Annotated in this window: 4 protein-coding genes; all 4 read right to left on the bottom strand. The window is 61.5% G+C overall.

The genetic code is table 11. The annotated features are described in order from the left end of the window. Positions 1 to 146: 146 nt before the first annotated feature. Entirely contained in the window at positions 147 to 6,557 is a 6,411-nt protein-coding gene (locus GPK39_RS08395) for a discoidin domain-containing protein (RefSeq protein WP_215674996.1), read from the bottom strand. A gap of 920 nt (positions 6,558 to 7,477) precedes the next feature. Continuing rightward, positions 7,478 to 10,792, bottom strand: coding sequence for a carbamoyl-phosphate synthase large subunit (carB, locus tag GPK39_RS08390; protein ID WP_215674994.1), 3,315 nt, complete (start codon positions 10,790 to 10,792; stop codon positions 7,478 to 7,480). A gap of 98 nt (positions 10,793 to 10,890) precedes the next feature. After that, positions 10,891 to 12,396, bottom strand: coding sequence for a glutamine-hydrolyzing carbamoyl-phosphate synthase small subunit (gene carA, locus GPK39_RS08385; RefSeq protein WP_252204833.1), 1,506 nt, complete (start codon positions 12,394 to 12,396; stop codon positions 10,891 to 10,893). Positions 12,397 to 12,426: 30 nt separating this feature from the next. After that, a partial coding sequence (locus GPK39_RS08380; protein ID WP_215674992.1) for a hypothetical protein occupies positions 12,427 to 12,636 on the bottom strand: 210 nt, incomplete at its 5' end.

Here is a 12,636-nt window from a genome sequence, read left to right as displayed (position 1 = left end):
GCCCCCATCATCGCGGTCTATGGGGTCAACGATATGGCACCGTGGGGACACATGTATGTCAATCCTGGTCTAACAGAGCCAATAATAAAGCAATGCCCGCCGTCCTTGACGGAGCGGCGGGCACGTTTGCTTAGTTGTCGCTGGGACTACTTAGCCTTGCTGCGACGATGGAAGAAAGCGCCGATCGCGGCGATGATGGCGCCAAGACCACCGACGGCCGCGACGGTCGCCGCCGTCTGGTCGCCGGTATTGGGGATCGCCGAACCGCTCTTCTTGCTGCCCTGGGCCTTGTCGCCTGCGGGCTTGCCCGCCTGGTTGCCGCCGTTTGAGCCATTGCCGGAACCCTGGTTGCCCGAGCCGCCCTGGTTGCCGGAATCGGCATCCTTGAGGCTCTCAATGGCCAGCTTGAGCTGGTCATAGGCCGCCTGGAGCTGGATGTCGGAAGCATTCTCATCACCCAAGACGTCCTCGGCGTAGGTAATGGCATCCGTCAGGGCCTTGACAGACTCGTCCGTCTTGCCCCTGGTGTCAGTCTCCTTCGCCTGCTTGACCAAGGCCTTGAGCTGCTTCTTGGTCGGGTTCTCGACCGGGGTCACCGGAGTCTTCTCAAGCGCGTCGCGAGCACTCTCGAGTGCCTTGAGTGCCTGGTCGACCTCGTCCTGCGTGGCGTTCTCGTCGTTCAGGATGGCGCGGGCGCTCGCCAAGGCGTTCTGGAACGCGGTCCAGGAAGCCTCGGTGTAGTCGCTGGCCTTAAGGTCGCCGGCTGCAACCTCGGCATCAACCTTTTCAATCGCGGCAGTGAGGTCGTCCTTCGCCACCGGATTGGGAACGGCCGTACCGTAGAACTTGAGCTCCGCCATGCTGCAGTAGGCGTCAACGCTGCCACCGCCGGCGTGGAGCACCTTGACGGTCACGTAGCGACCGCGCGCGGCACCAAAGCTCATCTGCTTCCAGTCGCCACGGTCGGTGAGCACGCGGCCGTCGTTGTCGAAGGTAAACGTACCCATCGACGTGGCGGTGCCCATCTCATAACCGTCGGCGGTGTCGGAAACCAGCACCTCGGCCTCAAAGATATCGCCGTTCGTGCCGCCGTCCTGGCGCGGCAGGAACGTGACGTCGGTGAGATCGTAGTCGCGGCCCAGGTCGACGGTCAGGTACTGGGGCATACCGGCCTTATAGGCCCAGTCGCTGTGCCAGAGCGTCTGCTCATCGCCGTCAAGAGCGTTGACGGCGTTGCTGCCCTCATAGTCGGCCTCGCTCGAGAAGCCGGTCACCTTGACGTTCTCGCGGTTCTCGGGCGTGTTGATGAGGCTCTTCTCATCGACGGGGCGCATCTTGAGGCCGTCGATTGCCTTCTCGATCTTGGCCGTGGCGTCTGCGACATCCTTCTTGCTATAGCTGCCCTGGCCGCCATCGAGGAGCTTCTGAGCCGCCTCGACCGCAGCGGTGAGGGCTGCATAGGAATCCTTGGTGTAGACGGACTCGCTGTAGCCCGCGGCCTTGGAAAGCGCTGCCATGAGCGCAGAGGTGTCGACACCAGCCTTGACCTCGACCTCATAGGATGCGGTCTTGGAGGGATCGAGCACCGACGCCACCGTGATCGTTGCCTTGCCGGCCTTGTTGGCGCGCAGGTAGTAGCTCACGCTATCGCCGGCCTGGACAGCGGAGACGCTCACCACAGAAGGATCGGAGCTCTCGACCGTCACATAGGGGTAGCCGGCGCTCTCGGGCGTGGCCTTGGCGTCGACGAGCGTCACATCGCCCTCGAAGAACTCGGTCTGGTTCTTGCCCAGTTCGACACCCTCGATGGCCTCGACACCCTGTGTGTAGTTGAAGTTGATCTCGCGCAGCGTGAGCATCTGGTCACCCGATGCCTCAAGCGGCGTGATCTCGACCTTGGTCGCCTTCTTGCCCTTGTTCTCGGCAGAGAGGCCAAAGGCGTAGCGAGCCTGATAGGAATCAAAGCTTCCGCCCGAGAACTCCTGGGTCGAGCCGTCCTCGAACGTCACGACGGACTTAATCTTCTGCACGGTGCCGTTGCCACCGTTGCGGTTAACGACCTCGACACTATCGAGTTTCGACGGCGTCTTGAAGGCGAACGTCATCGTGGCGGGCAGCTTGACGTAGGTCGGCATCTTGCCGTCGATCCAGTTGGGCCCATAGTTCCACAGGAACTCGAAGTCGTTGCCGCCCTCATTGTTGTCGAACAGTCCGTCATAGCTCTTCTGCTGGATGAGCTTCTCGACGTTGGCGCCATCGTCGGTGGGGAGCTCGTCGTTGGTCATCGTGATGTCAAAGGCGTCGCGGCCGTACTCGGACTTGGTGGGCTGCGGGACACCGGGCATCGTCACGGTGCCATCACTCACGAACTCGAGCGCGTCGCACGCCGGGCCGACGAGCCAAGACGTCGAGGGCAGCTCGACCTTGCCGGCCGTCTTAGCCTTGAGTTTAAAGCTCGCGACCACACCAGTACTGTTGAAGAGCTTGGCGTCGCCGCGGTTGGCGAAGGCCAGGTTGATGGTCTGGTGGCCATCCGTGAACTGCACTTTCTCGCGCGAGAGGTTCTCCATGCCCGCCGTCGACGCATCCTGCGCGATGCTCTCGGAGACATACTCGAACTGGTCGCTGTTGAAGTTGACGAGCGCACCGAGCGCGTTGACGTTCTCGGCGTCGGTGGCGTAGACGTCGACCGTGATCTCGTCGCCGGCCTCGACCTCCATCTTGCTCGGGATCACCGCGAGGGTGCCAGCAGCCTTGCCCTTTTGCTTGGTGCCGCCGTCGAGCGCCGCCATGGTGAAGGAGTAGTCGTACACGTCGTAGACGCCGTTGCCGTTGAGGTCGGCGAAGTGGGCGCGGATCTGGGAGTCGAACGTCGAGGTGTCGGGCTCGCGGTTCTCAAGACCCAGGTAATTCTTCATGTTGGAGTAGTCGCCGTCGGAGACCGTGGCCTTGTTGAGGTTGGAGCCCACGGCGAAGCCGTCCGTGCCGTCGGTCTTGTAGATGGCGATCTCGGAGGCGGAGAAGAAGTTGCCCACGGACGCGAGCGGCGTCATACGCACGTAGCGCGCGGCCACGGCGCCGTCGAACGCCACCGTCTTGCAAGCGGCGGAGCGCTCCCAGTCGACCTCCTGCGTCGTCCAATGCACGCCGTCGAGGCTCGTCTCGATGCGCATCTTGGTCACAGTGCCGTTACCGGCATCATCGCGCGGATAGTACTCGAGCTTGTCGAGCTTGTAAGCGCGACCGTAGTCAACGGTAAGCGCCTTGCCCAGATCGTTGCCACCGGAGTGGAAACCGCCGTCGCCCGACTGGAACTCATGGTCGAAGGCGAGTTCGGCCTTATGGCTACCGTAGAGCGAGCCCTCCCAAGTGATTTCCTCGGCCTCAGGCACGTTCCGCCACGGGTCGAGCGCAGAGTTCGCCTCAAGCACGTCGCTCCATGCGGAGTAGCCATCGGCGTTGCGCGAACGAATCTGGTAGGTATGCTTGCTGTTGTAGGCAAGATCGGTATGCGTGAATTCTGCCGCATCGCCCACGGCGAACACAGTGCCGTCTACCTTAAGGTCGTAGGAGGTAGCACCATCGACCTTCCCCCAGGTGAGCTTAATGCTCGTGGGGGTCGTGGCGTCCTCGGGGGCAGCAAGGTTCGCGGGTGCGGAGAGGCTCTCGTTGAAGCGGTCGGCCGCGAGCGTGGCATCGGCGTTCACGAAATCGCCCAGTTCGAGCGTCTGCGCTGCCGTGGCGACATCGGTCTTCGCGAACTTGACGTAGACCTTGGGATTCGTGGTGATCTTGGTGTTGTTGAAGCTCTCGCCCTGCTCGGCCTCGGTGCTGCCTGCGTCGCTACCGTAGTGGTTGAGGTTGGGGGTCTCGTTGTAGAAGTAGACCGCCTGGCCGGCCTCGGGGGTCGCGGCGTCAAAGGCCTCCTGCGAGTCGACCTCAACCACGTTGAGCGCGGATCCGCCGTTCTTGGCGGAGACGCTCGTGGGCTTGGCGGAGACGTTGGCCACAAAGGTCGTGGTGCGGTTGGAGTCGTAGCCGCTGTAGCCGCCCTGCGAGGCCTCGGCGGTAAAGGTCGCGGTGCCGCCTGCGGCCTCGGATCTGTAGACGGTGCTCACATGCTCACCGTAGGAGATATTGTCGATCGTACCGTAGGAATCGTCCTCAGTCGTGTTGTTCTCGATGGAGGAGCCGTCGTCCTCGTACTGCGTAAAGGTGCCGTCGCCCTCGGTGGCGAAGAATTCGACGATACGCTGGCTGCGGTCGGTACCCTTGGTGTTGGTGTCGCTCACGGCCTCGGGGTTGTTGTTCTCGGCGTACATCGGCACGATAGCGTTGGCCTTCACAAACAGCGGCAGCTTCCAAAGCGGAGCCTCGTAGTTGTTGAGAACCTGGCCGCCGCGATACTGCTTACCCGAGAAGTAGTCGATCCAGATGGTGGGATTCTCGTCGGTGCCGTAGTTGGGGAGGTAAATCCCATTGCGAATGTCGTTGCCGTTCTCATCTGCCTGGGTATCCTGATACACCGGTGCCACTAGGAAGTTCTCACCGAACATATACTGGTACTGCGTCGAAGTGCTTGCGGCGTACTCGGAGTTGTCGGAAAGCAGCATGGCGCGGATCATGGGCAGGCCGGCATCGCCGTTACCCGTGTCGATGTTGGCCGCCGAGGCCGCGCTCGTGTAGATATAGGGCATGAGCTGCGCCTTGAGCTTGAGGTAGAAGCGCGAGATGCCTGTGTAGGGATCGCCGTGCGTCATGGGCGATTTGCGGTAGGTGCCCCAACCGTCCATATCGAGCATAGAGGGCGTGAACGTCTTCCACTGGTAGTCACGCGCAGAGATGATGGGGTCGCCGCCAAAGATGCCATCCATGTCGGAGCCGATGTTGGGGTTGCCCGAAAGACTCTGACCGATATACGTGGGGATATGGAAGCGAATGTACTCCCAGTTACCGCCATACTGGTCGCCGGTCCAAATGCCGCCAAAGCGCTGCGTGCCAGCCCAGCCATCGAGCGTGATGATGTTGGGGCGCTTGTTGGCGCCGGTCGTCACCGTGTCATAAGCTGTCTTGATGCCATTAAGACCAAAGGAGTAGCCAGATCCAACCCAGGCGACGTCGGTCTTAAGGGTAGAGATGCCTCCCGTCTTGACCTCGGCGTCGAAGTCGCGAAGCAGGTGCCACGGGGTCTCGGAGTTGCTGTCGGGCTCAAGGTTGGACTGGGTCCACAAGCCCGTGCTCACACCCTTGGAGTTGGCATACTCGGTGAACTTCTTAAGGTTGTCGACATTGGCACGCACAGCGTTAAGACGGTCAGCCGAGCTCGTTCCGTCGGAGTTGACGCCGCCGGTCTTGTAGTAACCGTTCTGGCCATAGCCGGCGCCGTAGCCGTCGTTCGGCAGGAACCAACCGAGCGGCATGTCGTTGTCCTCGTAGTCATCGATAACCTGCCGAGCAGAGAACTGGCGGTCGAAATCGGTCGCTTTCATGTTCTCGGTATCAACCGAAGGGCCCTCACCGTTGAGCGTCTCGGCCGCAAGTGTGCCGTCGAGCTTGTAGCCCGTCGACATGCCAGACTCGTACTTAACGTCGCCCTTCTCGCTCGAGGACTTGCTGCCCTTGGTCTCCCACTTCTTTTGACCCGAGGTCGTTGACCAGCCATCACGGTTGTAGGCATTAAGATGACCAAGGTAGAACCCGTACTCGGGCAGCAGTACCGGGTTACCGGTCACCTTGTAGTAGTCCTGCAGCATCTCGGTTGCCACGTTCGAAGCGCCCTCGTTGGTCGCCACGAAGTAGTAGGCATCAAACTCATTCTCGCTGTGCAAAGTCGTGACCGTCGATGAGTCCGTGGAACCGAAGTCGTAGGAACCCTCTGCAAACGTGTTTCGGAGTACGCCGTAGCCGTCACTCGTCCAATAAAACGGGTTGGGCGAGGCAACGCCGCCATCGGTCCAGTTGTTCGTGTTGGAGATGGCGATGGTCTGGTTGGTGTGCAGGAAGCGTCCGTTCTGGGTGCCGCCGCCAAAGAAGTTCTCGGACTTCTCCTTGGCGAGCGTCTGGACGGTACCCTTCTTATCAAGGTCGAGGGACGCGGACTCGGAAACCACGACACGGTCGCCTGACTTGATACTCATCTTGCCAGTCGCCTTGTCCAGGATCACGGTCGCCTTTCCGCCGGTGATCTCGATAGTGTCGCCCTTGTCGGCAACCGTCGCGCTCGGCTTGCTGTAGGTGTCCGAGGTATCGGGCTGAGCCTGGATTTTAGCCGTGTGGGACTTACTGCGCGGCGTGGCGTAATCGGAAAACTCACCCTTGGGGTCGACGTTATAACGGAAAATACCGTCCTCGAGGAACGTAATACGGCCCTTGATGCCGTCAGCGAAATCGATGTCGACGACATTCGAGGCAGACTGGGACACGGTCGCCGAGTCGACGCCCTTGAGTGGCGTGGCAATCGCCTGCTGGGGATTGGCAAACACGAGCGTCGCTGCAGTGGCAACGAGGACCGCACTTCCCTTCACCCACCGTTTCGTAAAAATGGAATTCCTGCGCACCTGGTCTCCTTTCTTCCGAGATGCTAAGGCGCCGAGGACGCCCCCCCCCGGCAGCATGAGAAAACGTATCAAACGGGGATGTTCGGTACATTCCGCACAATGGGGCCACCCGTTACCAAGGGGCCAACTGGTAGTAACCAGATAGCCACCTACTAGGTCATATCAATATATGGGAGCACTTGCGCATCCAAGTTCGGAATTCTCCCAGCGACAGTAAAATGAGCGTCAACGGCAAGGTGGGCTTAATAAGCCATACCAATTGGTTCTTCAGTCAAATACCAATCTAGCAAAAATGTACTGTTTATCTGGTATTACACAGACCATACCTTTCCCTCGGGAACTGGGCTTCGCGAAGTTTCCCGAGAGAAAAGCTCGACCGCCGTCCTGCGACCTACCGGAGATTGCTATGACGTACGTTGGCTGATTTGGTTTGGAATGAGAGGTTGACGGAGGGTGGTGGACAGTTAGTTCAGATTTGTATTTTTTGGCCGGGTCCTTACGTGCAAACGTATCGTTTTGAAGCCGTTTTAGACCCAATGACGCCCTTTTCTCATTCCTGACTGCGCATCCTTGTCGCATCAGACCGCCAAGAACGGCTCATTTGAGCTCAAATCGGCCTTTTCCACCCTCACAAAAATACAAATCTGAACTAACTGTCCAGCGGCACTCTCAGCCAGCCACAAAAAGGTCCTCCGGTGAATGCAATTCACCGGAGGACCCCATACAAAACGTGGGCTCTGCCCACACTCTCTTTTTTATCCAGCCCTAGTCATCGCGCAAAGCCCCTTCGGCAGCACACGGTGCAGCCGAGTCACCGCAGGCCGGGGCGGAGGGGGCCGAGTTTCCCACTGAGCGACTCTGCTTGCAGCCGGGGCGAAGGGGGAAACTCGGCCCCCTCCGCCCCGGCCGGACAGGTCAATCTACACCGTGTGCTGCGGCAGGTCCTGCAGGGCGATGACGTCCATGCCCATGTCGTTGGCGCTGCCGTGACCCTGCTGGTCCTCGCGCACCGCCTCGATGGCACTCACGTACGTGTTGGCAGCGGACATCGCGGTCACGCAGGTTACGCCGCGGCGCACCGCCTCGGTACGCAACAGATAGCCGTCGCCGCGCGAACCCGGGCCGTACGGCGTGTTGATAATCACCGCGATCTTGCCATCGGCGATGAGGTCGCCGATGTTGGGGCGCTCGCCGTCGTGCGGGCCGCTAATCTTCTCCACGATCTCGCACGTCACGTTGCCTCCACGCAGCACGCGCGCCGTACCCTCGGTGGAGCAGATGTCAAAGCCCAGGTAACGCAGGATACGCGCGACCGAAAGGATGTGGCGCTTGTCGCGGTCGCACACGCTGATGAATACCTTGCCGGCGCTCGGGTCGGGCAGCTTGTAGTCGATCGCCAGCTGCGTCTTGGCATATGCCTCGGGATAGCTCTTGGCGATGCCCATGACCTCGCCCGTCGACTTCATCTCGGGCCCCAGGATGACGTCGGCGCCCGGGAAACGACCCCAGGGCATGACGGCTTCCTTCATGCAGAACCAGTCCAGCTGACGTTCGTCGCTCGGCAGGCCCAAGCTCGCGATGGAATCGCCTGCCATGATGCGCGCCGCGCATTTGGCCAGCGGCACACCGGTGGCCTTGGAGATAAACGGCACGGTACGGCTGGCGCGCGGGTTGGCCTCGATCACGTAGACGGTCTCGCCCTTGATGGCATATTGCACGTTGACCAGACCGCGGACTCCCAGCGCCATCGCGATGCGGCGCGTGGTCTCGCGGAGCTTCGCCTGCAGGCTCTCGCTAAAGCTGAACGGCGGGATGCAGGTCGCGGAGTCGCCGGAGTGAATACCGGCTTCCTCGATATGCTCCAGGATGCCGCCGATGTATACCTCTTCGCCATCGCACAGGGCGTCGACATCGGACTCTATTGCGCCCTCCAGGAAGCGGTCCAGATACACCGGGTAGTCGGGGCTGATGCGCGCAGCCTCTGCCATGTAATCGCGCAGATGCTCGGCATCGTAGGCGATCATCATGCCGCGGCCGCCCAGCACGTAGCTCGGACGCACCAGCAGCGGGTAGCCGATGTGCGCGGCCACGGCCTCGGCCTCCTCAAACGAGGTTGCCTGGCCCGCCGGCGGATACATAATGCCCAGCTTGTCGAGCAGGGCGGCAAAGCGCTCGCGGTCCTCGGCAAAGTCGATGGCGTCGGGCTTGGTGCCCATGATGTTCACGCCGCTCTCCTCGAGCATGCGCGCCAGCTTAAGCGGGGTCTGACCGCCGAGCGTCACCACGACGCCGTCGGGGCGCTCAACGTCGATAACGTCCATGACGTCCTCGTAAGTGAGCGGCTCAAAGTATAGACGGTCGGATGTGTCGTAGTCGGTCGAGACGGTCTCGGGATTGCAATTGACCATGATGGTCTCGAAGCCGCGGGCCGCCAGCGCGTAGCTCGCGTGCACGCAGCAGTAATCGAACTCGATACCCTGGCCAATGCGGTTGGGGCCGGCACCCAAAATCATCGCCTTGGGCTTGCTTGCCGGCGTGGTCTCGTCGGGGGCAACGCACTTCTTGGCGACCGGGCTCGTGCGGTAGATGTTCTCGTAGGTCTTGTAGTGATATTCCGTGGCGCTCGAGAACTCGGCAGCGCAGGTATCGACCGTCTTCATGCTGGGAACCACGCCCAGACCCTTGCGGTAGGCGCGCACAAAGCGCTCGTCCGAGCCGGTCAGCGCGGCAATCTCGGCGTCGCTCGTGCCGTACTGCTTGAGCAGGCGCATCGCGTCGGCGTCGATATCCTCCACACGCAGGCCACGGATGCTCTCCTGGACCTGCACCATGTCGTTGATACGGTTGAGGTACCACGGATCGATACCGCAGATGGCATGGATGCGGGCGATGTCCCAGCCACGGCGCAGGGCCTCGACCACAAAGAAAATGCGGTGCTCGGTCGGCGTTGCCACGGCCTGAGCGAGCTCATCGTCGCTCAGCTTGTCGGCACCTTCCTTGCCACCGGCACAAATGCCCTGATGCCCGTCCTCCAGCGAACGCATGGCCTTGCCGAAGGCTTCCTCAAAGGTGCGGCCAATCGCCATGATCTCGCCCACTGCCTTCATGCGCGTGGTGAGCGTGGGGTCGGTACCCTTGAACTTCTCGAAGGCAAAGCGCGGCACCTTAACGACGCAGTAGTCGATCGTGGGCTCAAAGCAGGCGGGCGTGGCCTTGGTGATGTCGTTGACGATCTCGTCGAGCGTGTAGCCCACGGCCAGGCGCGCGGCGGCCTTGGCGATGGGAAAACCCGTGGCCTTGGAGGCCAGCGCGGACGAACGGCTCACGCGCGGGTTCATCTCGATGACGATCAGGCGGCCGGTGTTGGGGTTCACGGCAAACTGCACGTTGGAGCCACCGGTCTCGACGCCGATTTTCTCCAGAATGGCGAGCGAGGCCACGCGCATGCGCTGATACTCAAGGTCGGAGAGCGTCTGCGCCGGCGCCACGGTGATGGAGTCGCCGGTGTGCACGCCCATGGGGTCGAGATTCTCGATGGAGCACACGATGATGCCGTTGCCGGCGTGGTCGCGCATGACCTCCATCTCGTACTCTTTCCAGCCCTCGATGGACTCCTCGACCAGCACCTCGTGGGCGGGCGAGAGCTCCAGGCCCTGGCTCACGATGGAGACGAGCTCCTCGTGGGTGTGAGCGATGCCGCCGCCGGCGCCGCCGAGGGTAAAGCTCGGGCGCAGTACGCAGGGATAGCCCACGCGCTCGGCGATAGCCTCGGCGTCGGCCACACTGTAGGCATAGCCCGAGCGTGCGACCTCCAGGCCAATCTCGGCCATGGCCTCGTTAAAGAGCTTGCGGTCCTCGCCACGCTCGATAGCGGCCAGGTCGCAGCCGATCATCTCGACGCCGTACTTGTCCAGCGTGCCGTCTTTCGCCAGCTCGACGGCGGCGTTCAGACCGGTCTGGCCGCCCAGCGTGGGCAGCAGCGCGTCCGGGCGCTCTTTCTTGATTACGCGCTCGATAAACTCCGCGGTGATAGGCTCGACATAGGTGCGGTCGGCAAGACCCGGGTCGGTCATGATGGTCGCCGGGTTGGAGTTGACCAGGATGACCTCAAAGCCATCCTCCTTGAGCACCTTGCAGGCCTGGGCGCCGGAGTAGTCGAACTCACAGGCCTGGCCAATAACGATGGGGCCCGAACCAATGACGAGGATGCGCTTGATGTCAGTACGTTTCGGCATGTTTAAAACCTCCTAGAGAGGCTGACTCAATGTTTTGGAAAAGTCAGCGAGGGTGCAGCTGGTGCATCAGGTTGCCGTGATGCGAGGACGCGCTGGGCTTATGCCCGCGCGTCCGAAGCAGAACAGCAAGATGATGTGCCAGATGCAGCCGCAGCGTCGACCGGTCCGCCGTTCGGTAGAACGGCGGAACCATCGTCGGCAAAATTCCAGCCGGCAAGGCGGTCCTTCGCGGTGTCGATGTCCAGGTAGTTCTCCTCGCCGTCCATGAGTCGCGTAAAGGCGGTGAAGAGATAGTGGGCATCGGTGGGGCCGGGCGAGGCCTCGGGATGGTACTGAACCGAGAAGCACGGGGCGTCGAGCAGCTGGATGCCCTCGGCGGTGCCGTCGTTGAGGTTCACGTGCGTCAGGCGAATGCGGCCGAAGCGCTCGTTCATCACGACCGGCGCGATGCCGCGACGCACCCAGGCGCGCAGGTCGCCATCGGCCGCATGCTCGGCCTCGCCGCCGGAAAGCTCCGGGATCAGTTTGCCCAGACTGGGGAACAACAGGCCAAAGCCGTGGTTTTGCGCGGTGATCTCCACGCGACGGCTCACCAGGTTCATAACCGGCTGGTTACCGCCACGGTGACCGAATTTAAGCTTTTCCATTTGGGCACCGCACGCCAAGCTGATCATCTGGTGACCAAGGCAAATGCCAAAGATCGGCACCTTGCCGATCAGCCGCTGCACCTGCTCGTAGGTCTCCACCACGGCATCGGGGTCGCCGGGGCCGTTGGATAAAAAGACGCCGTCGGGATTCATGTCGAGCACCTCACCCGCGGGCGTATCCCACGGCACGACAGTAAGGTCGCAGCCGGCACGGACCAGACCCTCCAGGATGCCGCGCTTGACGCCGCAGTCGTAGGCGACCACGTTGTGGCGGGAAGGAGCGGCAGGGGCAAGCGCAAAGTCATGCGTAGCAGGCAGATCGCTCGCGGCAAAAGTGTGGGGCTCAGAGCAGCTCACGGTCTTGACCAGGTTCTCGCCCACCAGCGTCGGCGCGGTGGCCAGACGCTCGGTAAGCTCGTCGACGTCAAAGATTTCCGTCGAGATAATGCCCATCTTGGAGCCGTTGTCGCGCAGGTGGCGCACAAGAGCGCGGGTGTCGACGCCCTCGATAGCGACGATGCCGTGGGCACGCAGGTACTCCGGCACGCTGACGGCCGAGCGCCAGTTGGAAGGCGTGGCGCACATGTCGCGGACGATCATGCCACGCATGGCGGGAGCGCTCGCGGGGCGGGCGGTATCACCGGGGAAGGCCGACTGGACGTCGGTCTCGTCGATGCCGTAGTTGCCGATCTGCGGATAGGTCATGGTTACGATTTGGCCGGCATAGCTCGGGTCGGTCATGACCTCAAAGTAGCCCTCAAGCGAGGTGTTGAAGCAGACCTCGCCGGTCGCGGTACCCTCGGCACCGCATGCACGGCCATAAAAAATGGTCCCATCCTCAAGGTACAGGATGCAGGGACCGCAGGTGCCCTTGCTGGTTTTGGCCAGCATGCGCTGGCAAAGCTCGCTGGGCGCGAAGGTGCGGGCAGCAGTGCCCGCAGTATGGTTGTTCGCCATAATTCTCCTTCCCGGTCTCTCCGGACCGGCTTAAAGGTTGGTAGTTAGGCCTTGCGGTATTTTAACCGCAAGTATGCGCCATGGCGTTAATTTCATCGAAATGTTTACGAAATGATAATTATGACTTTCTATGCATATTGATTTTTCTGGGACGGGGATTAAAAAAGGCTCTGTTAGACCAGGATTGACATTCCGCCCCGTCATCTTCTTGCGATTGCACAATGGTCGCCCCTTGTCGAA

The organism is Collinsella aerofaciens, from assembly GCF_018785245.1.
In the GTDB taxonomy this organism is placed as follows: domain Bacteria; phylum Actinomycetota; class Coriobacteriia; order Coriobacteriales; family Coriobacteriaceae; genus Collinsella; species Collinsella aerofaciens_AD.
Note: the sequence above shows the minus strand (reverse complement) of the source record. Positions and strands in the feature narration are given on the sequence as shown.